The sequence below is a fragment of the Arthrobacter sp. NPDC058288 genome, from assembly GCF_042880995.1.
In the GTDB taxonomy this organism is placed as follows: domain Bacteria; phylum Actinomycetota; class Actinomycetes; order Actinomycetales; family Micrococcaceae; genus Arthrobacter.
The window spans coordinates 110,172-131,537 of the sequence record NZ_JBHVYH010000003.1 but is presented as its reverse complement, the minus strand read 5'-3'; the positions used below and the strand labels follow the sequence as shown (position 1 = coordinate 131,537).

General features: G+C 65.5%; 19 protein-coding genes. 8 read left to right on the top strand and 11 right to left on the bottom strand.

From position 1 onward, the window contains the following. Positions 1 to 5 precede the first annotated feature (5 nt). Positions 6 to 1,433 carry an alpha-amylase family protein gene (locus ACFVWT_RS11555; protein ID WP_390247955.1) on the bottom strand — a complete coding sequence of 476 codons (1,428 nt, stop codon included), beginning with the start codon at positions 1,431 to 1,433 and terminating at the stop codon, positions 6 to 8. 166 nt (positions 1,434 to 1,599) lie between these two features. Here ACFVWT_RS11555 and ACFVWT_RS11550 point away from each other — a divergent pair, with 166 nt between their 5' ends. Further along, positions 1,600 to 1,884 carry a hypothetical protein gene (locus ACFVWT_RS11550; protein WP_390247954.1) on the top strand — a complete coding sequence of 95 codons (285 nt, stop codon included), beginning with the start codon at positions 1,600 to 1,602 and terminating at the stop codon, positions 1,882 to 1,884. Positions 1,885 to 2,080: 196 nt separating this feature from the next. On the opposite strand, the gene ACFVWT_RS11545 is transcribed toward ACFVWT_RS11550, so the two are convergent. The 5 genes from ACFVWT_RS11545 to ACFVWT_RS11525 form a co-directional block, all read right to left on the bottom strand. Continuing rightward, positions 2,081 to 4,588 (bottom strand): FAD-dependent oxidoreductase, encoded by a 2,508-nt coding sequence (locus tag ACFVWT_RS11545; protein WP_390247953.1) that lies wholly within the window; start codon positions 4,586 to 4,588, stop codon positions 2,081 to 2,083. 38 nt (positions 4,589 to 4,626) lie between these two features. Next, a complete protein-coding gene (gene purU / locus ACFVWT_RS11540; RefSeq protein ID WP_390247952.1) occupies positions 4,627 to 5,556 on the bottom strand; it encodes a formyltetrahydrofolate deformylase in 930 nt (309 codons plus the stop codon). 9 nt (positions 5,557 to 5,565) lie between these two features. After that, positions 5,566 to 7,482, bottom strand: coding sequence for a BCCT family transporter (locus ACFVWT_RS11535; RefSeq protein ID WP_390247951.1), 1,917 nt, complete (start codon positions 7,480 to 7,482; stop codon positions 5,566 to 5,568). 259 nt (positions 7,483 to 7,741) lie between these two features. After that, the gene (locus ACFVWT_RS11530) at positions 7,742 to 9,157 is read right to left on the bottom strand and encodes a ferredoxin reductase (protein ID WP_390247950.1); all 1,416 of its coding nucleotides are present in this window, start codon (positions 9,155 to 9,157) and stop codon (positions 7,742 to 7,744) included. Next, positions 9,154 to 10,458 carry an SRPBCC family protein gene (locus ACFVWT_RS11525; RefSeq protein WP_390247949.1) on the bottom strand — a complete coding sequence of 435 codons (1,305 nt, stop codon included), beginning with the start codon at positions 10,456 to 10,458 and terminating at the stop codon, positions 9,154 to 9,156. Before ACFVWT_RS11525 ends, ACFVWT_RS11530 begins: the two co-directional genes overlap by 4 nt. A 156-nt stretch (positions 10,459 to 10,614) precedes the next feature. On the opposite strand from ACFVWT_RS11525, the gene ACFVWT_RS11520 reads away from it, so the two are divergent. Beyond that, positions 10,615 to 11,547, top strand: coding sequence for a LysR family transcriptional regulator (locus ACFVWT_RS11520; RefSeq protein WP_390247948.1), 933 nt, complete (start codon positions 10,615 to 10,617; stop codon positions 11,545 to 11,547). A 35-nt stretch (positions 11,548 to 11,582) separates the two neighbouring features. Here the strand turns inward: ACFVWT_RS11520 and ACFVWT_RS11515 are convergent, their stop codons facing one another. From ACFVWT_RS11515 to ACFVWT_RS11505, 3 genes are all read right to left on the bottom strand, one after another. Further along, a complete protein-coding gene (locus ACFVWT_RS11515) occupies positions 11,583 to 12,392 on the bottom strand; it encodes an IclR family transcriptional regulator (protein WP_390247947.1) in 810 nt (269 codons plus the stop codon). Positions 12,393 to 12,530: 138 nt separating this feature from the next. Then, the gene (locus tag ACFVWT_RS11510; RefSeq protein ID WP_390247946.1) at positions 12,531 to 13,103 is read right to left on the bottom strand and encodes a GNAT family N-acetyltransferase; all 573 of its coding nucleotides are present in this window, start codon (positions 13,101 to 13,103) and stop codon (positions 12,531 to 12,533) included. Positions 13,104 to 13,105: 2 nt separating this feature from the next. Continuing rightward, positions 13,106 to 14,389 (bottom strand): LuxR C-terminal-related transcriptional regulator, encoded by a 1,284-nt coding sequence (locus ACFVWT_RS11505; protein WP_390247945.1) that lies wholly within the window; start codon positions 14,387 to 14,389, stop codon positions 13,106 to 13,108. A gap of 135 nt (positions 14,390 to 14,524) precedes the next feature. Between ACFVWT_RS11505 and hxlB the strand changes: the two genes are divergently transcribed. Both hxlB and hxlA read left to right on the top strand, forming a co-directional pair. Beyond that, the gene (hxlB, locus tag ACFVWT_RS11500; protein ID WP_390247944.1) at positions 14,525 to 15,127 is read left to right on the top strand and encodes a 6-phospho-3-hexuloisomerase; all 603 of its coding nucleotides are present in this window, start codon (positions 14,525 to 14,527) and stop codon (positions 15,125 to 15,127) included. A 49-nt stretch (positions 15,128 to 15,176) separates the two neighbouring features. Continuing rightward, the gene (gene hxlA / locus ACFVWT_RS11495) at positions 15,177 to 15,800 is read left to right on the top strand and encodes a 3-hexulose-6-phosphate synthase (RefSeq protein WP_390247943.1); all 624 of its coding nucleotides are present in this window, start codon (positions 15,177 to 15,179) and stop codon (positions 15,798 to 15,800) included. A 23-nt stretch (positions 15,801 to 15,823) separates the two neighbouring features. Here the strand turns inward: hxlA and ACFVWT_RS11490 are convergent, their stop codons facing one another. Continuing rightward, positions 15,824 to 16,333: a hypothetical protein gene (locus ACFVWT_RS11490; RefSeq protein WP_390247942.1), complete on the bottom strand. Its 510-nt coding sequence runs from the start codon at positions 16,331 to 16,333 to the stop codon at positions 15,824 to 15,826. A 592-nt stretch (positions 16,334 to 16,925) separates the two neighbouring features. Here ACFVWT_RS11490 and ACFVWT_RS11485 point away from each other — a divergent pair. After that, entirely contained in the window at positions 16,926 to 17,066 is a 141-nt protein-coding gene (locus ACFVWT_RS11485; RefSeq protein ID WP_354298644.1) for a hypothetical protein, read from the top strand. 178 nt (positions 17,067 to 17,244) lie between these two features. Next, positions 17,245 to 17,805 (top strand): hypothetical protein, encoded by a 561-nt coding sequence (locus ACFVWT_RS11480; protein ID WP_390247941.1) that lies wholly within the window; start codon positions 17,245 to 17,247, stop codon positions 17,803 to 17,805. Between the two features lie 160 nt (positions 17,806 to 17,965). Here the strand turns inward: ACFVWT_RS11480 and ACFVWT_RS11475 are convergent, their stop codons facing one another. Next, positions 17,966 to 18,637: a GntR family transcriptional regulator gene (locus tag ACFVWT_RS11475; protein WP_390247940.1), complete on the bottom strand. Its 672-nt coding sequence runs from the start codon at positions 18,635 to 18,637 to the stop codon at positions 17,966 to 17,968. A 143-nt stretch (positions 18,638 to 18,780) separates the two neighbouring features. Between ACFVWT_RS11475 and glyA the strand changes: the two genes are divergently transcribed. Together glyA and ACFVWT_RS11465 are read left to right on the top strand one after the other, a co-directional pair. Beyond that, the gene (gene glyA / locus ACFVWT_RS11470) at positions 18,781 to 20,127 is read left to right on the top strand and encodes a serine hydroxymethyltransferase (RefSeq protein ID WP_390247939.1); all 1,347 of its coding nucleotides are present in this window, start codon (positions 18,781 to 18,783) and stop codon (positions 20,125 to 20,127) included. Continuing rightward, positions 20,124 to 21,344, top strand: coding sequence for a sarcosine oxidase subunit beta family protein (locus ACFVWT_RS11465; protein WP_390247938.1), 1,221 nt, complete (start codon positions 20,124 to 20,126; stop codon positions 21,342 to 21,344). Before glyA ends, ACFVWT_RS11465 begins: the two co-directional genes overlap by 4 nt. Positions 21,345 to 21,366 lie beyond the last annotated feature (22 nt).

Genomic DNA, 21,366 nt, shown 5'->3' with positions numbered 1-21,366 from the left:
GAGAGCTAGCCCTCTCCGAGCACTGCCCACCCGTAACCGGGCAGGCCCACGGCGTCCCGGTCCGGACGCCGGTGGGCCCGCCCGGCCAGCAGCCCGCCCGAACCGGACGGCACGGGCAGGTCCGCCGGCGTGCCGGACAGGTTCAGCGCGACTGTCAGCACTCCGCCGGCGCCTGCGCCGCTGTCGCCTGCGCTACCGGCGCCTGCATTACCCTCGCTACGGACCTGGTAGACGAGGTGCTCGTTGCTGAGCGTCAGAACCGTGGTGCGCGCCCGGTGCAGCCAGGCATGCCGCCGTCGGAGGCTGATCAATTCCTGGTGCAGGTGGTAGACCGGCCAGCCGGCCGCAGCCAGTTCTGCGGGGCCGGCGGGGAACGCCGGACGGACGGCGTCGTCTCCGCCGGCGCGCTCCTCCTTGATGCCGCGGAAAGCCTGTTCGTCGCCGTAGTAGATGCAGGGCGTTCCGCCCACGGTCATCAGGACGGTCAGCGCCAGCGCCAGCTGGTCCGGGTTCGCCAGCTTGCTGGCCAGGCGGGTGACGTCGTGGTTGCCCACGAACGTGAGCGGCACGAAGGTGTCCAGGAACCCGTTGTGCCGCCCGAGCGCGGATGCGAGTTCGTAGAAGTTGGCATCGTTGAGTGAACTCCAGACGGCCTTCCACAGTTCGTACTGCGTGACCGAGTCGAGGGTGCTCCGCTCCACCTCCTCGGCGAAGTCTCCGTGGATGTACTCGCCCACGAAATAGGACTCCGGATACTCGCGGCGCACTTCAGCCAGCACCGGGGCCCAGAACGACGGCGGCACGGCGTACGCCGCGTCCAGCCGCCAGCCGTCCGCTCCCCGGCTTAGCCAGTGCTTCATCACGTCCGTGACCAGGGCTGCGACCCCCGGTTCGTCGTGGTTGAGCGCCACCAGGTGATGGTGGCCCTCGAAGTCCTCGTAGCCGGGCTCGGTGCCCGGCGTCCATCCGGAGTCCGGCCACTGCAGGCGGAACCACGACGCGGACGGGGCTTCCGGGCCGTCGCTGAGCACATCCTGGAACGCCCCGAAGCTGCGTCCCACGTGGTTGAAGACGCCGTCGAGCAGGACCTTCAACCCGCGGGCGTGGCACTGGGCGATGAGCTCGTCAAAGTCCGCGTCATCGCCCAGCCGGGGATCGATCCGGAAGTAGTCCGTGGTGTCATAGCCGTGGGTCTCCGAGGCGAAGACTGGCCCCAGCGCGAGCCCGGACGCTCCAAGTTCCAGCACGTAGTCCAGCCAGGGGACCAGCTGGCCCAGCCGGTGGGCCACAGGCTGGCCCGGCTCCTTGGATGCCGGCTCCTTGGATGCCGGGGCCTTGGATGCCCGCTCCGCGGCGGACTGCTCCGCCCCCACGAAGCCTATGGGGTAGACCTGCCACCAGATGGCGTGTTTTACCCAGTCCGGTTCCGTCATGGAGATCCACCTTTCGTCAGCTTCCCAACATACTCCGTCGGCTCGCCGGCCGGACCTTGAGCAAATCCTTGCATTTCTTTGAGCCGACGCTGAGCTACGTTCGCCACACTCGAAGGGAAGGGTCAAGTAAGAGTCAGTCTGCGCACCGGGGATGGTGAAGGTTCGCATGGAACGAATTCAAAGCGGGGAGAAACTGCTGGGTGAAGCCCTGGCACGGGCCGCCGTCGGACTGGTGCGGGAAGCCCCCCGGTACAAGAGGCGGGCGCTGCACTACCTGAAGCATTCGTGGAAGGTGTACTCCCTTTCCCGCGCCCTGGCCAAGGCCCTGGAGGACTCCCGGGAGGCGTCCAGCTGGCCAGGCGACCGTCTCCAAGTGGGCACGCACATGTCCAAGCGGGTGGAAATGATCACCCGCCGCCTCCAGCGCGAAACCGACGCTTACGCGGGTTAAGCGGCCGCTTCCGCCGCCCCGCCGCCCCGCCGCCCGCCGTCGTCCCCGCCGCCCGCCCCCGCCGCCCCGCCGCCCGCCGTCGTGACCCTCTTTAACCGAGAACGACGGCGACACTCCGGACGTGCCGGTGTGTCGCCGTCGTTCTGGCGTAGTACAGGGTCAGGACGGGCGTGCGGCCGCCTGACCCGCCATCGAACTAGCCGCGCAGCCGCTCCATGCCGGGGTCGAACAGCGGCTCGGCCGAGACGGTGGCCGCGATGCGCCGGCCGAAGTACTCAACTTCCACGGCGTCGCCCTCGGACACCGCGGCAGGCAGCCAGGCGTACGCGAGGGGCTTGCGGACCGAGTAGCCGTAGGCGGCGCTGGTGACATAGCCGGCGGCCTCGCCGTTGACGTACACGGGTTCCTTGCCCAGGACCAGGGAGGTGCCGTCGTCCACGGTCAGGCACCGCAGCACCTTGTCCGCGGGCTGTTCCTTCCGCGCGGCCAGGGCCTCACAACCCACGAAGCCCGTCTTGTCCTTGGCAATCGAGAAGCCCAAGCCGGCCTGGTAGGGGTGGTGCTCCGAGGTCATGTCCGTGCCCCACAGCCGGTAGCCCTTTTCGAGCCGCATGCTGTTGAACGCGCCGCGCCCGGCCGCGATGATGCCGTGTTCCTGGCCTGCCTCGAACAGCAGGTCCCACAGCTTCAGTCCGTACTCGGCGGTGGTGTACAGCTCCCAGCCGAGCTCGCCGACGTAGGAGAGCCGCATGGCCGTGACCGGGATGCCCCCTACGGAGATTTCCTTGGTGCGGAAGTACTTCAGGCCGTCGTTGGTCAGGTCGTCGGAGCTGACCTTGCCGATCACTTCGCGTGCCAGCGGCCCCCAGAGCCCGATGCAGCAGGTGCTGCCCGTGATGTCCGAGACGTGCACCCACTGCGCCGGATCCGCCGCCGACTGCTTCCTGGCCTCGACCCGGAGGTAGTCGAAGTCCACGTTGCTGTTCACGCCGAGCTGGAACTGTTCCTCCGCGAGCCGGGCGACGGTCACGTCACTGCGGATGCCGCCGTCGTGCTCCAGCAGCAGGCAGTAGGTAACGGCGCCGGGCTTCTTGGCGATGTTGCCCGTGCTGAGCCGCTGCAGCAGAGCCTGGGCGCCCGGGCCGTTGACGCCCAGCCGCTTCAGCGGCGTCATGTCGTAAAGCCCGACGGCGGTACGCGTCTTCCACGCTTCGGCCGCCGAAATGGGGGAGGAAAACATGGCGGCCCACTCGTCCCGCTCCGGTGCCTGCCACTCAGCCGGAAGTTCCTCGAGCAGCCCGCGGTTGGCCTCGAACCAGTGCGGGCGCTCCCAGCCGGCGGACTCCAGGAAGAACGCTCCGAGCTCCTTTTGCCGGACGTTGAACGGGCTGACCCGCAGGTCCCGCGGGGATTCCTTGGGCTGCAGCGGGTGCAGCACGTCGTAGATTTCCACGAAGTTCTGCTGGGAGGTTTCGCTGACGTACTCGTCGCTGGTCTGGACCTTCTCGAAGCGGGTGAGTTCGCAGCCGTGCAGGTCTGTGCGGGGCTGGCCCTCGATGAGCAGCTCCGCCATGGCCTTGGCCACACCAGCCGAGTGGGTGACCCAGACGGCCTCCGCCACGAAGAACCCCGCAAGGTCGGGGGACTCGCCCATGAGCGGGCCGCCGTCGGGGGTGAAGGAGAAAATGCCGTTGAAGCCGTCCTCGATCTCGGCCCCGCGGAGGGCCGGCAGCAGGTCCTGGCTGTCCTCCCAAGCGGGCAGGAAGTCTTCCAAGGTGAACTCCAGGCGGGAGGGCATGCGGTGGTCCGACATTTCCTCTGCGGAGACCTTCGGCAGGGCGGACATGTCCACCGGCATGGGGCGGTGGGCGTAGCTGCCGATGCCGATGCGGTCGCCCCATTCGCGGTAGTACAGGTCCCTGTCCTGGTAGCGCAGGATGGGCTTGCTGGCGCCCTTGGGGAGCTCGTTGACGCCCTCGAGTTCGGGCAGCGGGGTGCTGATGGCGTACTGGTGGGCCAGCGGGAGCAGCGGGACTTCCAGGCCCACCATCTTGCCGAGTTCACGGCCCCAGAAACCTGCGCATGACACCACGATGTCCGCCGGGATCACGCCGTCGGCCGTTTCGACGCCGGTGACCTTACCGTCCTCCTGGGCGATGCCGGTCACGGTGGTGGAGCCGAGGAAGGTCACGCCGCGCTCGCTGGAGCGCTCGATCAGCAACTGCACCGCGCGGGCGGCCAAGGCCAGGCCGTCGGTGGGGATGAGCAGGCCGCCCAGGACCTCGCGGCCGCCGGTGAGCTTACCGGTGTTCAACAGCGGGTAGATCTTTTCGCATTCATCAGCGTCGACGATCCGGCTTTCGACGCCCCAGGAGGTCATCACCCCCATCTTGCGCTTGAGGTCGGCCAGGCGTTCGGGGGTAGTTGCCAGTTCCAGGCCGCCCACCTGGTTGAAGCAGGACTGGCCGTCCTTGCTCAGGGAGAGGAACTTGTTGACCGTGTAGGTGGCGAATTCGGTCATGGTCCGTGACGGGTTGTTCTGGAACACCAGGCCCGGCGCGTGCGACGTGGAGCCGCCGGCAAGCTCCAGCGGGCCCTGTTCCACCACCGTGATGTTGGTCCAGCCCCGGGTGGCGAGTTCGTCGGCAAGATTGGTTCCGACGATGCCGGCGCCGATAATGACAACGCGTGGTGATGCGCTCATGGGTTGTTTCTCCTGTTTTTGCGTAAGAGGCGTTGGCGTTAGCGGAAGACGACGGTGCGGGTGTTGTTGAGCAGGACCCGGTGCTGGCAATGCCACTTGACTGCCCGGGAGAGTGCCTGCGATTCGGCGTCCCTGCCTACAGTGACCAGGGCATTCGGGTCCAGGCTGTGGTCCACCCGGAACACTTCCTGCTCGATGATCGGTCCCTCGTCCAGGTCTGCGGTGACGTAGTGCGCGGTGGCTCCGATGAGCTTCACGCCGCGGTCATAGGCCTGGTGGTAGGGCTTGGCCCCCTTGAATCCGGGCAGGAAGGAATGGTGGATGTTGATGGCGCGGCCGCGGAGGCTGGCGCACAGGTCGTTGGACAGGACCTGCATGTAGCGTGCCAGCACCACCAGGTCCGCGTTGTACTCGGCCACCAGTTCCAGCAGGCGCGCTTCCGCTTCGGGCTTGGTAGCGGCCGTCACCGGGACGTGGATGAACGGCAGGCCGGCGGCTTCCGCCATGGGGCGAAGGTCCTCGTGGTTGGACACCACGACGGCGATCTCCGCACCCAGGCTTCCGGCGCGCCAGCGGAAGATGAGGTCGTTGAGGCAGTGACCGAACTTGGAAACCATCACCAGCAGGCGCTGGGGGCGGCCATCGTGGATGGCGAATTCCATGTCGAACTCATCGGCGATGGCGGCGAACTCCGCGCTGAGGCCTTCCGCGGAAACTTCCTTGTCTCCCGGAGTGAAGGCCGTGCGCAGGTAGAGCTTGCCGCTGATGTGGTCATCGAACTGCTGGTGTTCAACAATGTCGAAGCCGCGATCAGCCAGGAATGCTGTGATGGCCCGGACGATTCCGGGGCGCTCCGGGCACGCAAGGGTAAGGACATACTGTACGGTGTCGGTGCCGCGGACGCGGGCAACGTCGCCGGCCTCCACCGTCGCGTTACCGGTGGGGCGGCCTTCGAGGACTGTGGTCATGGTCTACTCCTAATTCTTTGCGGGGGCTTGGGTGTCAGCGGGGGAAGCCGCGCAGCGGCCGTCGTCCGGACAGCGCTGATCACACTGATGCTTGGTAACGAGATCGAACTGGACGCCGCCGTGCTGGTCCACGCCGCTGCGAATGGCGCGCTCCACTACGGAGTCCGCCAGTCGGCGCCGGAGGGACAGCGGATCCCGGCGCAGGTCCTTGACCAGGGCGAAGCACAGCAGCAGCATGACCAGCACAAACGGCAGGGCTGCCACGATGGTGATCCGCTGCAGGCCGGAGAGCGCCTCCGAGGGTTCATCACCGCCGGCCAGCATCATGACGGCGGCTACTGCGCCGGTGAGCAGGCCCCAGAAGATGACCAGGCCGCGCTTCGGGTCGGAGGACCCGTTGGAGCTCAGGGATGCCATGATGATCGATGCGGAATCGGCTCCGGTGATGAAGAAGATGGCCACCAGGACCATGGCGAGAACCACCACTGCTGCGGTGAGCCAGGCAGGCATGGACATGTTCTTCACCAGGTCGAACAGAGCTCCGTCAAAGTCGATTGACGGTGACCCGCTGGCCATGGACACGAGGCCGGCGGTGCCTGCCTTGTCCGCGTCCTCCTGGATCTTGAAGGCCGTTCCGCCGAAGATGCCAAACCAGATGACGCTGACGATGCTGGGTACCAGGAGGACGCCGGTGACGAACTGCCGGATGGTGCGGCCGCGGCTGATGCGGGCGATGAACATGCCCACAAACGGCGTCCAGGACACCCACCAGGCCCAGTAGAAGATAGTCCAGCCGGACATCCAGGTGCGCAGGGCCTCGTCACCGACGGCCTCGGTGCGGGAGGACATTTCGGCCAGGTCCCTGGCGTAGTCGCCCACCGCGGCCGGGATGAGGTTGAGGATGAACAGCGTTGGCCCCGCGATGAAGACGATGAGCGCCAGGACAACGGCCAGGACCATGTTGATGTTGGACAGCCACTGGATGCCGCGGCTGATGCCGGACACCGCCGAGGCCACGAAACACGCAGTCAGGATGGCAACGATGGCCACCAGGACCGGTGTGCCGATCTCGCCGATCCAGCCGTTCGAGGTCAGGCCGCTGCCGATTTGGAGGGCGCCGAGACCCAGGGAAGCCGCCGTGCCGAAGAGCGTGGCGAAGATCGCCAGGATGTTGATGAACTTGCCCACCGGCCCTTCCACCGTCCTGATGCCGAACAGCGACGTGAACGCTGCCGAGATCAGCTGGCGGCGGCCCAGGCGGTAGGTGCCGTAGGCCATGGCAATGCCGACGACGGCGTACATTGCCCAGGGGTGCAGGGTCCAGTGGAAGATGGAGGTGGCCATGGCCGTCTGGATGGCTGCCGGCGTCCGTCCGTCCACCGTTCCAGGCGGCGGGGAGATGTAGTGGTACAGCGGCTCGGCCACACCGTAGAACATCAGGCCGATGCCCATGCCGGCCGCAAACATCATGGCAATCCATGACACGGTCCGGAACTCGGGCTTCTCGCCGTCCTTGCCGAGGGGAATGTTGCCCCACTTGCCCAGGGCCAGCCAGAGCACAAAAACAACGAAAAGCGAGGCCAGGACCATAAAGAGCCAGCCGGTGTACTCCATTACCCAGTCGAGGGCGGCTGTTGACGTGGCGGCCAGGCTGTCCCGGCCCAGGAAGCCCCACGCCACGAAGGCCAGGGCCAGGACCCCGGTGATGCCGAAGGTGGCCTTGTCGAGGGTGAGTTTGCGGTTCCGCCGCTCTGCCACAGCCTGCTCGGCTTTGGTCTGGCGGAGTTCCTGCATGATCTGTTCGGTGTCCTCGGCATCGTGTGAATCGTGGGAGGAAGGAGAGTTCTCGGGTGCAGGAAGGAGCTTGGGCTCCTCCAGCTCAAGGCGGGGGTGGGCATCCGAGCGGATGTCGCTGTTCAAAGCCATGTCAAGTCCTTTGGTTTGAATTCATGGGCTGAAGCTGTACTCCGGCGTCCCCAAGCCGGGCGGAAGATCGGGGCCTTCCTGGCATTTCATTGTTCAAGGTGAGCTTTGCTCCATCGCGGCGGTTGTTCCGTAAAGATCAACACGTCTCGCCATAAGCAACAGAGTGGTCCGCATCACAGTCGGCTGTCAAGGTTTTCTGAAGTCTTAAGCCCTATTTCAGGGAATCCGGCTGCGCCTTGACAGTGGACCGGGACAGGGGCTAGGCATCGATAACCAGGTCCGTCTGCGCCGTGGAGCAGCAGGGCAGGAACTTCCCCGCAGAGATTTCCCGCGCCCGGATCCCTCCCTGGTGGTTCATCTCGATCTCCCCTGAAAGCTTGACGACCTTGCAGGAGCCGCACATGCCTTCCTTGCAGTTCGCGCCAATCCTGACGCCCGCACGCTGGGCCACCTCGAGGATGCGCTCGGTGGGATCGATCCGGACATTGATGCCGGTACGCATGAAAGACATGGTGAGGCTGCCTGTCCCCACCGTGCTGAAGCTCGAGGCGTCAGGGGAGCCGGCTTCCGGCTCCAGGCCCGGGCTGTCGACGGCGGGGTCGGACCCGGGTGCCTCCGGGTCGCTGATTTCCAGCGGCAACCCCGAGGCCTGCAGAGTCCCGTCGGCGTCGTAGCCGGGCTCGTAGAGCCCAAATGCGGCGGGCTGGCTTTCAAAGTAGTCCTCGGCGGATTCTGCGATCTCCTCGGCGATCTCCTCCGCGACGTCGGCTGCAAACGCCACCTCCGCCTGGTATTCAAGGAGCGTCTGGCGGTCTCCCGAGAAGAACTCCATATAGATGGAAGTGTCATCGACGCCGACCTTTTGGAGGAGCTCGGTGGCGGTATTCAGGTAACCCTCGGGACCGCAGGCGTACACCTGGCGGCCGTTGGCATCGGGGGCCACCTCCTCGAGCATGGCCGCCGTCAGCCGTCCGCTGAGCCCTTCCCACCCCTCCGGCACGCTGCGGTCGCCCAGGGAGTAGTGGACCTTGACGCGCGAGTCCACGGAGGCGATATAGGCCAGTTCCCGGTGGAAGGCAAAGCCTCCAGCATCCGATCCGTGGTAGAGCACCACAACATCGGCGTGTCCGGGCAGGGAGTGGATGGTCCGCACCATGGACATGATGGGAGTGATGCCTGCGCCGGCAGCAAGCAGGAGATACCGTGCCCGTCGGTCGGCATCGGGCAGGTGGAATGCTCCCACCGGTCCCAGCATCTCAAGAACGGTGCCGGGTCTGACGTTCTCGTGCACCCAGGGCGAGACCAGTCCCGTGGGGTCGCACTTGACGGTAATGCTGAAGGTCCACGGCTCGGTGGGCGAACTGGACAGCGAGTAGCTGCGGTCCACCGGTTCCTGGTCCTCGCCATTCACGGGAAATGCGACGTTCACGTACTGGCCGGCACGGAACGCCAGGGGCGCACCGTCGCAGCGGCGGAACACGAAGGTCATCATGGCGCCGGCCTCGGGAATAGTCTCGACGCATTCGGCCATGAACTCCTGCGGATGCCATGGGCCCAAAGCACGGGCGGCCCGGGCGGGTGTCTCAGTGCTTCCCATCACCCTGTTCCAGGGCATCTCAAGACCGCGAATACGCTGTGGTTCCTGGATTGCCGTTTCAGTGAGGAGTTCAATCACGCCAAGTGCTCCTGCACGCGCTGCACGTACCAGTTGATGAATGCCTCGACCTGGTATTCGCTCTTCATGTACGGACCGGGCTCGTAGGCGGGACTGCCCGCACCCTGCTGGCAGAGCTCCACGAACGCCTTGTCCTGCAGGTTCGTCTGCTTCCAGGTGTAGGTGAGCTTTTCCAGGTCGTAGTCGACGCCTTCCACGGCGTCGTCAGCCACAAGCCAAGTGGTGCGTACCAGGCTCTGGTGTTCGTTGATGGGGAAGACGCCGAACGTGATGACGTGGTCGCCGAGGAAATGGAACCAGCTGTTGGGCTGCAGGTGCATCGAGCAGCGGCCAAGGCGGAAGTCGCGCAAGTCACCGAGGAGCTTCTTTGAAAGCCTCCGACCGTCGGCAGAGAACGATTCACCCTCTCCATCGAGTGATTCCCGCGAGATGCGGATTCCGGCGATGCGCGTGTCAAGCTGCTCGACCACCTCGTAGGGAAGGCCGTAGCGGCGGCAACGCTCCTCGAGGGAGGACTGAGCCTCCTTGTTCCGGTTCCACACTTCCTCAAGATGGGGCGGGATCAGGCCCTCCGTCAGGCCCCAGGTGGGGAAGAGGGAGCAGGCGAGCTCCGGGTGGCCGTCGCAGTGGTAGCACTCACGGTTGTTCTCCATGACGAGCTTCCAGTTGCCCTCTTCGATGATGTTCTGCTGGTAGGCGATCTTTGTCTTCGAGAGATCGTGGGGCGCCAGGTAGGGCTCGAAGATCTTTGCGGTTTCGTCGAAGTCCGTCGGCGGTTCATCCGCGATGCAGACGAAGATAAGTCCGGCGACCTCGCGGCCGTGGGCACGCTTGAGGCCGAAACAGCTCTTGTCGAACTTCGTTTCACCCGGCGCGGAGGCATGGATCAGGTTGCCCTCCGGGGAGTAGGTCCAGGAGTGGTAGCCACAGACCAGGTTTCCGGTTGACCCGGCAGCTTCAGTGAGAACGCGCGCGCCGCGGTGGCGGCAAACGTTGTGCAGGACGTTCACGGCGCCGTCGTCGTTGCGCAGCACAATCAGGGAGTAGGGCCCGTAGTCGACTGTGACGTAGTCGCCCGGCTCCGGCAGTTCGGCGGTGCTGGCGGCAAAGATCCAGTGCTGGCCGAAAATGGCCTCCATGTCGATGTTGAAGATCGAGCGATCGGTGTAGAAAGGGGCATCGAGGGAGTAGCCGGTGCGCCGGAACTCAAACAACGCGGTAATTTCTGCCAGCTGCTCGGCCGGCAAGGATGCAGCGAGTTTTCCGCGTGAATTGAGGGGGACGTTCACTGAAGCAGTCATGGGTTTCCTCCCGGGAGGCATGGGTAGTGGGTGTTGCGTGTTGACCACGGGTGTACGGGTGCTAACGGCGTGGTCGAAGACCTTGTAATGAGATTAGAGTCACGTCAGCTGCAACAAAAGCGCAAGATTTTGAGGATAACCATGCAGAATAGATGCATGATCGATCCGAGGCTCATCACACTCCGCGTATTCGCCCGGTGCGGCACCATAGGCGCGACCGCGGAGCTCACGGGCTATTCTCCCTCTGCCGTCTCCGCGCAATTGCGGGAACTCCAGCGGGTGCTTGGAATGCAGCTGCTGACGAAAGACGGCCGGGGCCTGCGTCTTACCGCCACGGGACGTTTTCTGGTGGCGGGCTCGGATCCCCTCATTGCCCAATGGGAGAACCTGCGCGCCGCAGCCATGGAGGCTGGCGACCAGGTGCAGTCCCACTTTGGCCTCGGCGGATTCTCCTCAGCAGCCGCCCAGTTGCTCGCGCCGCTGGCCGCCACCCTGCGCTCAACACGCCCCCTGCTGGAGGTGCAGGTTCTTGAGGCTGAACCGGCCCGCTGCTTCGACTTGTTGATTGCGGAACGAATCGACCTTGCAGTTATCGTCGCCATGCAGTCCGACAGTTATGGTGAGGACGATCCGCGCTTCGAGCAGAGAGTTCTGCTCGACGATCCACTGGACGTGATCATTCCCGGTGACCATCCGCTGGCATCACGCCAAACAGCGACGCTTGAAGAGCTGGCATCGGAACCCTGGATTACGGAGGCCGCCGGTTCCACGTACCATTCCCTCTTCAGCGCGGCGTTCACGGCAGTCGGGGTGACGCCGCGGGTCGCCCATGAAGCCGTTGAATGGGAAACCCACATCGCGTTCGTGGGAGCGGGGCTGGGCGTCGGCCTGCTGCCCCGGCTGGCGCCTTTGCATGGTGCCGAAAACGTTGTTCGGTTACGCATCACCGGTCAGACGAAACCCACGCGCCGCATCGTCGCAGCGGTGCGCAGGGGCAGCATCGCCTCACCCCTGATCAAGGAGTCGCTCGGCATCCTGCAGTTCAACGCCAACCGGATTCTCACCGACCGGCTCAACGAGGACCTCTGAACGCTGCCGGCGTGGGGCGTCCTGGACCTGATGCCTTAGCGGCGGGTGTAGCCCATCTTTGCGCTGATCTGCAGTCCCGCCTGTTTCAGCGCTTCGAGGAGGCCCGGTGCTTTTTCCGGGTCAAAACGGAAGGCCGGCCCGGAAATGCTGACCGCACCGATCACCGCGCCCAGGTGGTTGTACACCGGCACGGACATTGAGTTGAGGCCGATTTCGAACTCTTCGCGGACCACGCCGTAGCCTTCGCGTGCCACGTCGATCAGCTGGTTCTCCAGCTCGGCCCGGTTGGTGATGGTCCGCGGCGTACGGGCCGGAAGCCCGGTGTCCTTCAGGATGCGGTCCCGGTCGTCGGCGGACAGCGCCGCCAGGAGGACTTTGCCGCTCGAGGTCGCATGGAGCGGGGTCAGGCCGCCCACCCAGTCATAGGTAGCCAGTGTGGACGGGCCCATCGCCTGGTCCACGTTGACGGCGTAGTTTGAGCGCAGGACGGCCAGATTCACCGTCTCCTTGAATTCCTCGGCCAGCCCTTCCAGCACAGGCCGGGCTTCACGGACCAGGCTGAGCCGTCCGGGGATGGAGCTCGCCAGCCTCAGGATGCCAAAGCCCAGCTGGTACTTGCCCCGTTCGCTGTTCTGGTGGACCATCTCCCTGGCCACCAGTGAACCCATCAGCCGGGAGACGGTGGACTTGTGGATGCCCATCTCTTCGGCAATTTCGCTCACGCCCGCATGGCCGTCCCGCGCCAGGATCTCCAGGACTGCCATTGCCCGGTCCACTGACTGGACGCCGCCGTGCTGGCCCGAGTCCGCGTCGACGTCGGATTCAGGGTCATTCTTCGAAGCCATGATCCATACCCTCAAGTAGTTTCTGCGGCCTGCTTACCCGCCACAAGGCCGCCTAGAGCGTCCTCTCGGTTAGTTCCACACAGTCGATCCTATGCCGAGACCGGTGCGTCAGGCGGCATTGCCTTAAGCGCGGGGTCGTCAACGGAGGTCCCGGCGCATCAGCACCCGGGGAAAGCCACTAAGCACGGAGTCAGTGGGGGCAGCCATGGTGAACCCGGCCCGCTCGAAGAGGCTCCGCGTGCCAACGTAGGCCATGGTGAGGTCCACGTGGCTGCCCTGGTTGTCCACCGGATAGCCCTCAATGGCGGGGGCGCCATGGCTGCGGGCGAATTCGACGGCGCCCTTGAGCAGGTGGTGGGAGATCCCTTTGCCGCGGTGCCCGGGCCTCACCCGGATGCACCACACCGACCACACATCGAGGTCGTCGAGGTGCGGGATCTTGCGGTTGCGGGCAAAGCTGGTGTCGGCGCGCGGATGGACGGCGGCCCAGCCCACCACTTCGCCGCCGTCGTACGCGAGAACCCCCGGCGGCGGGTCCTGCCGGACCAACTCCTTGACGATTTCACCGCGTTCCGGGCCTCGCAGCGCCAGGTTCTGTTTGGAGGGGATGCGGTAGCTCAGGCACCAGCACACGGTCGCGTCGGGCCGTTTGGGGCCCACCATCGTTTTTACGTCCTCGAACCGGGCCGCCGGACGGACCTGGATTGCCATGCCTATCGCACGCCGTTGCTGTGGGCCATGGCGATCGCTTCGGTGCGGGAGGTGGCGCCCACTTTCCGGTAGATGTTGCGCAGGTGGAACTTCACGGTGTTCTCGCTGATGTGCAGCTTTGCTGCGATTGCACGGTTCCGCTGTCCGGCGGCGAGCAGCTGGAGCACCTCGAGTTCTCGGTCCCCGAGCTTCCAGTCGGCGACGTCGGCCAGCGGGCGGGCAGGCGGATCAAGGGGGAGCGAGATGGCGACGTCGGCACCCCAGCCGGGCATCACCTCCACGGACATGCTGCCGTCGAGTGCTTCCACCCGCTGGGCGAGGCGGGCCATGGCGGGTGCGGCCGCGGAGCGTTCGCCGGGTCCGTCGTCGCGGACGTTGACCAGCAGGTTCTCGCCGTCGCAATCCCATTGCGTACGGATCCGCCGCACTCCCGCCTGGTCCACCATGGCAAGGACCAGCCCGCGGACGATCGCGCGGGCCGCGTGCGCCACTTCGCCCGGCAGGGCGCGGCCGTTCACAGGCGGCTCGATGAACTGGACGTCGATGCCGCTGAAGTTCATGAGCGGCTTCAGGTCCTCGCGGAGCCGCTGGAACGCCGTGGCCACCGGTTCCTCCACGAGGTCGGTGGTGCGGTCGCTGAGGGTGCGTAGTCCCACCAACGCCCTGGCGGCGACGTCGGTGGCGGACTTTCGTGCTGCGTCGTCGCTTAAGGCGGGCGACCGCAGCGCGGCGAGCAGGGTTTCGAGGGTGGTGGAGTGGTGGTCCACCAGTTCCGCCGTTACCCTCACCCGCTCGGCCGAGGCCGCGCGGGATTCGATGAGGTACGACGGCGGCGCGTCCGCAACCTTTTCCCTGATCCGCTCCGCTGCCAGCGTCCACAGGTAGCGGAGCATGCGATCTGCCGCTTCGTGCCGGATCGGGTCCGGCAGCGGCTGCGGATCAGCAAGGACCAGCAGGGCGTTGCTCGGTGAAGACAAGGCGAGAACCGGATGTTCCTTGCCGCCGAGCACGGTGTTACCCTGCCACCGGCCACCCGGCAACCCTTCACTTGCAGCGGAAAGCGATGCCCGGATGAGGTCCAGCTCGGCGATGGAGACCCGGCTGATGATCGACTCGTCACCGGCCTTCTTCTGCGGGCGTCCCGTGCAGTCCTCCGTGAAGATGACCAGGGCGCTGCTTCCCAGATAGGGGAGGGTGGCCTCCCGCAGCCGCTGGGCAATGGTGGCCAGTGGTGCTGTGGCCAGGCCGGCAACGGCTTCCAGCAGGGATGTGTCGGAGGCATTCACCTGCCCAGTGTACGTCTGCGCGGGTCTCAACCTATCCCTTTGGGTAGTTAAGACCGTCCGATGATGGCGTTGGACCCACCCGGCTGGCGGGTGACGATGGACAGGTAGCTGCTTTCGTGAAGGAGGAACCAGCCGATGAGTGTCATCGCCGAAACCGATCCGGCAGTTCCGGCCGGTGCGTCCCGGGCCTTTGGCCGCAACAGGGAACTGGTCCAGGAGGAAATCAGGGCAGTATCCGGGCGCGTTGACCCGGATCAGGTAGCGGCGCTCGTTACCGAGCTCCGGCTGGCCAGCAGGATCTTCGTGACCGGAGCCGGCCGCAGCGGGCTCGTCCTAAAGATGGCGGCCATGCGGCTCATGCACCTGGGCCTGACGGTGCACGTGGTCGGTGACACCACCACGCCGGCCATCAGCGCAGGGGACCTGCTGCTCGCCGCCTCCGGTTCCGGCACCACGGCCGGCGTCGTCAAGGCGGCGGAAACCGCGGCCGGCCAGGGCGCACGGATCGCCGTCTACACCACCGACGCCGGTTCGCCGCTCGCGGCGGTTGCTTCCGCCGTCGTACTTATCCCGGCCGCCCGGAAGACGGACCACGGCTCGGCCGTGTCACGGCAGTATTCGGGCAGTCTCTTTGAACAGGTGCTGTTCACCACCACCGAAGCCGTCTTCCAAAGCCTTTGGGACGAGGACGCGGCCGCTGCCGAGGAACTCTGGCGGCGCCACGCGAACCTCGAATAAGCCACCAACCCCCATCGAGACCCCACCCCAACCAGAAAAGAGACACCGCATGAAACTGCAAGTCGCCATGGACGTCCTGACCGTCGAAGCCGCCCTCGAACTCGCGGGCAAGGTTGCCGAATACGTTGACATCATCGAACTCGGCACTCCGCTGGTGAAGAACGCCGGCTTGACCGCCGTCACGGCCGTCAAGACAGCCCACCCGGACAAGATTGTCTTCGCGGACATGAAGACCATGGACGCCGGAGAGCTGGAAGCCGAGATCGCCTTCGGCGCCGGTGCGGACCTGGTGTCCGTCCTCGGCAGCGCGGACGACTCCACCATTGCCGGAGCGGTGAAGGCGGCGAAGGCCCACAATAAGGGCATCGTTGTTGACCTGATCGGCGTCGCGGACAAAGTCACCCGCGCCAAGGAAGCCCGTGCGCTCGGCGCCAAGTTCATCGAGTTCCACGCAGGCCTCGATGAGCAGGCCAAGCCGGGCTACAACCTGAACGTGCTGCTTAGCGCAGGGGAGGAGGCCCGGGTGCCGTTTTCCGTGGCCGGCGGTGTAAACCTTTCCACCATTGAAGCCGTACAGCGTGCCGGTGCGGACGTCGCCGTCGTCGGCGGCTCCATCTACAGTGCAGAGGATCCGGCACTGGCCGCCAAACAGCTGCGTGCGGCGATTATCTAACGAGGCCGACGAAGAGCTGGAACCTACCGAGTCGACGGCCCCGCCGCGGATTCCTCGGCAGGTTCCAGCTCCCGGAACGACTCCAGTGCGGGGTGCTGGGCCAGGGCATCGCGACCGTAGAGGCTAGCCGTCGCCAGGACGCACAGCGAGGCACCCTCCGAGCCGTGCAAGCTAATGGGTTCCGCGTCGTGGAACTCCAGTACCAGAGTCGACTCCTCCGGGCTGGGGTAGCTCACGGAGACACCGGCGTAGTAGAAGCTCAGCCACCCGGTGCTGGTGCGGCAGAGGATGCGGCGGTCGGTGACGAGCGTGCGCGACGTCTGGTGTTCGCGCCACATCGGACTGGCCGCGGCCACGGCGGCATTACGGCGCGAGGCGTTGCCCATTGCCTGCCCTGCCATCGCGGCAAGCACCCAGGCCGGGCGGCCCACTGCAAAGCCCGAGACGTGGCTGTAGACCGCGTCTGTGCCGTAGAAGCGAGAATAAGTCATCGGGGCATCCAGGATCAGTGCCTCATCGGGCTCAAGCATCACGTCCCAGGTGCTAAGCAGAAAAGGGTGGCCACCAGCCAACAAATGCGCCTTGAGCTCGATTGCCCGCCGGCGTCCGTCCCTGAATGCCTGACGTGCAGCTCTTTGCTGCTTCTCGGACTTGGTCAACCAGCCGGCCCTTCTGCGAAGGCTACCGATGCCCTGGACAATCCGGATCAGCGTCACGACAGAAAAGACAACAAATAAAGCCAGCAGGACAAGCACTACGGCGACTGCCCAGCCTGACCTTTCAGCCGTGTTTGTAAAAGCCGCGCCGACGAGACCCATTGCCACATAGGCGGCACCCGCGGCAGCGGCCGGCCACCAAGGCCTCACTTTTCCCCAAAAAGTTCGCAATTCAGCTCCCCCAAATCGTCTCCGGACCTGTACCAACTTAGCTGCAGACGCCGTCAGCCACTAACACTGGGGTCGCCAGTGTTCGGTACGCCCACTTGTGCGTCAGGGCGGCTTAATTCGAGTAGTCCCGGCCGTTCCGTCCTGTCTGCGGCCATGCCACACTTGATGGACTATCGATTGACTGGGGGGATCCACGTCAGGAGATTGTCATGCGACCATCGATGCCCGCCAAGACTTCGTGCCGCAGGTTGGCGGTGAACAACGCATGATGATCGGCTGGGCCTACCTTATGGCCGCAATCATGACAGTGGACTCGCTCCTGCTGGGCCTGCTGCTGCTGAACGTGAAGTGGCCGAAGAGCTGGAAGAGGAACGGCTGACCCGCCCTGCCCGGACGCCTTCGACCATTCACGTGCTCTCCCGGCCCGCATTCACAGCCTGCCGACAGGATCCGAACAGCAACGCCTTACCTTGGCGCTGCATCTTTGAGTGAAGGACGGTGCAAACCGGCCGTTCTACCCAAAGAGCCGTTCACGCGGCGGATCGAGGAGACATCAGATGTCACGCACGAAGAGAATCACGCTCGGCCTGACGGCCGGGGCACTGGCGCTCGGCGCCGGACTGGGAGTCACCGGGATGGCCTCGGCGGCCGAAACCCCGAGCCCCAGCGCAACGGCCCAGGGCACAGCGTCCACCGACGGATCAACCGCCACTGACGGCGGCATGCGCGGGGGTCACAAGGGCGGCGACCGCGGCCAGCTGGCTGCCGACCTGGCCACCAAGCTTGGCGTGGACGAGTCCAAGGTGACCGAGGCGCTTCAGGCTTTCCGGGATGCCAACAAACCGGCCGAGGGCACCAAGCCAGCCGACGGCACCAAACCGGACCGTACCGCGATGGACGCGGCGATGGCCAAGGCCCTGGCTGAGTCGCTCGGTGTCGAGGAGTCAAAGGTCACCGCGGCCCTGGAGGAAATCCGCACGGCCGGCCAGGCCGAACGGGCGGCCGAACTCAAGACCCGGCTTGACCAGGCTGTCACCGGCGGCAAGCTGACACAGGCCGAGGCGGACGCTGTCACGAAGGCCGTGGAAGCGGGAGTGATCGGAGGCGGCGGCCACTAGGAAGCAGCCAGGACGCTCTCTCACTTTCTGCTGTTTTATACGAGACGCTCTCTTACTTTCTTGAAGAAAGTGAGAGAGCGTCTCGGGTTTTATGGCGAAAGGTGAGAGAGCGCCTCGGCTTTTGCGGCGAAAAGCGAGAGAGCGTCTGCAGGGGTGCTGCTTAGAGCACCTTGCGGATCGTTTCTTCGAAGCTTGTGACGTGGTGCAGGGCCAGCTCTCCGGCCTTGTCGGCGTCGCCCGCGGCCACTGCCTTGAGCAGTTCCACGTGCTCGGTGATGTGGCCGCTCACTGAAGGCACCTTGTCCAGGACCAGGCACCAGATGCGGGTGGCCAGGTTGTCGTAACGGATCAGGGTGTCTTCCAGGTGCGGGTTGGCGGCCGCCTTGTAGATCAGCCGGTGCACCGTCAGGTCGTAGCGCATCAGCTCACGGGACTCGGCGGGGCTCGGATCAAGCTCCGCGATGATCGTGGCGACGTCCAGCAGTGCGCGGCGCATGGCGGCATTTGCCCTGGTTGCTGCACTTCGCGCCGCCAGCGGCTCCAGCAGCTCCCGGACCTCCGAGACGTCGGCCAGTTCCGTGAAGTCCACGGTGGTGGCAAAGGTTCCCCGGCGCGGATAGGACACCACCAAGTGGTCCACCTCAAGCCGCTTAATGGCTTCGCGCACAGGGGTGCGGCCGAATCCGAGCTCGGCCGCCAGTTGGCCGTCATTGATGGGTTCGCCCGGCCTGATCTCCAGCATGATCAGTTTGTCGCGCAGCTGCCGGTACGCGGCCTCCGCCTGGGACAGGACTTCGTCCTCGGCGGGTGGCAGTGCAGGAAGTGCATTCAATGTGCCGCTCCGTTCTTCGCTACCAACCGGAAGCTCAGTGCCACTTTGCTCCCGGCTATTGACTCTCGTGTGACCCCAATCATACCATTGACCTCACACTGATATATCAGTCATAGCAATAGTGGTATTTCAAAGGAGCATCCGTGGTTGAGCAGTTGAACGAGCGACTTTCCGCAGTCGATCCCGAGGTCCAGCAGGCCATCGCCCATGAGCTGGGCCGCCAGCAGTCGACGCTGGAAATGATCGCCTCGGAGAATTTCGCCCCGTCCGCAGTCATGGAGGCACAGGGCTCGGTACTCACCAACAAGTACGCCGAGGGCTACCCGGGCAAACGCTACTATGGCGGCTGCGAGCACGTTGACGTCATTGAGCAGCTGGCCATCGACCGGGTGAAGGCCCTGTTCGGCGCCGAGTTCGCCAACGTCCAGCCGCACTCCGGCGCCCAGGCCAACGCCGCCGCCATGTTCGCGCTGCTGAACCCGGGCGACACCATCATGGGCCTGGACCTGGCCCACGGCGGTCACCTCACCCACGGCATGCGGATCAACTTCTCCGGCAAGCTGTACAACGTGGTCCCGTACCACGTGCGTGAATCGGACCTCCGGATCGACATGGCCGAGGTCGAAGCGCTGGCACTGGAGCACCGCCCGCGGCTGATCGTCGCCGGCTGGTCCGCCTACTCCCGCCAGCTCGATTTCGCCGAGTTCCGCCGCATCGCCGACCTCGTGGACGCGTACCTGATGGTGGACATGGCGCACTTCGCCGGCCTGGTGGCCGCAGGGCTGCACCCCAACCCGGTGCCGTACGCCGACGTCGTCACCACCACCACGCACAAGACCCTCGGCGGTCCCCGCGGCGGCGTCATCCTGGCCAAGGAAGAATACGCCCGCAAGATCAACAGCGCAGTGTTCCCCGGCCAGCAGGGCGGCCCGCTGGAGCATGTCATCGCCGCCAAGGCCGTGGCCTTCAAGCTGGCCGGCACCCCGGAATTCAAGGAACGCCAGGAACGCGTGCTGCAGGGATCCAAGCTGCTGGCCGAACGGCTCCTCCGCGACGACGTCGCCGCAGCCGGCATCTCCGTGGTGAACGGCGGCACCGACGTGCACCTGGTCCTGGTGGACCTCCGCAACTCCGAACTCGACGGCCAGCAGGCCGAAGACGCCCTGCACCGGATCGGCATCACGGTCAACCGGAACGCCGTGCCGTTCGACCCCCGCCCGCCGATGGTTTCCTCCGGCCTCCGGATCGGAACGCCCGCCCTGGCCACCCGCGGCTTCGGCGCCGTGGAATTCGCCGAGGTTGCGGACATCATCGCGACGGCGCTCATCGCCGCTGCTGCCAACGGCACCATTGGTGACCAAACCGTCGTCGAACTCCGAGCCCGGGTGACCGCCCTCGCCGAACAATTCCCCCTGTACCCGCATCTTTCCCAGAACGACGGCGGCGAGATCGCCGCGTTCGAATCAGACATGATTGGAGCAGCCCAGTGAGCACCCAACAGCTCCCCGAGCACCCGGATTTCCTCTGGCGCAACCCGGAGCCCAAGACCTCCTACGACGCCGTGATTGTGGGCGGCGGCGGGCACGGCCTGGCCACGGCCTACTTCCTGGCGAAGAACCACGGCATGACCAACATCGCGGTCCTCGAAAAGGGCTGGCTGGCCGGCGGCAACATGGCACGCAACACCACCATCATCCGGTCCAACTACCTCTGGGACGAGAGCGCAGCCATCTACGAGCATGCCCTGAAGCTCTGGGAAATCCTGCCGGAGGAGCTCGAATACGACTTCCTCTTCAGCCAGCGCGGCGTCATGAACCTCGCCCACACCCTCGGCGACGTCCGCGAAAGCATCCGCCGCGTGGGCGCAAACAAGCTCAACGGCGTGGATGCTGAATGGCTGGAACCGGACCAGGTCAAGGAACTCTGCCCGATCCTCAACATCAGCGACAACATCCGCTACCCCGTCATGGGCGCCACCTACCAGCCGCGCGCCGGCATCGCCAAGCACGACCACGTGGCCTGGGCCTTCGCCCGCAAGTGCGACGAACTGGGCGTGGACATCATCCAGAACTGCGAAGTCACCGGCTTCCTCAAGGACGGCGACCGCGTGGTGGGCGTCAAGACCAACCGCGGCACCATCAACACCGAAAAGGTGGGCCTGTGCGCCGCCGGCCACAGCTCGGTGCTGGCGGAAATGGCCGGCTTCCGGCTTCCCATCCAGTCCCACCCGCTGCAGGCGCTGGTTTCCGAACTGCACGAACCGGTCCACCCCACCGTGGTGATGTCCAACCACGTGCACGTCTATGTCTCCCAGGCCCACAAGGGCGAACTGGTCATGGGCGCCGGCGTCGACTCCTACAACGGCTACGGCCAGCGGGGCTCCTTCCACGTGATCGAGAACCAGATGGCCGCCGCCGTCGAACTCTTCCCCATCTTTGCCCGGGCCCACGTGCTCCGGACCTGGGGCGGGATCGTGGATACCACGCTGGATGCCTCGCCGATCGTGGGCACCACCCCGGTGGAGAACATGTTCGTGAACTGCGGCTGGGGCACCGGCGGCTTCAAGGCCACCCCCGCTGCCGGACTCACGTTCGCCCACACCATCGCCACGGGCGCCCCGCACAAGCTGAACAAGCCGTTTGCGTTGGAACGCTTCGAAACCGGCGCCCTGATCGACGAACACGGCGCAGCCGCCGTGGCCCACTAGCCGCCGTCCCACAGAAAGAAGA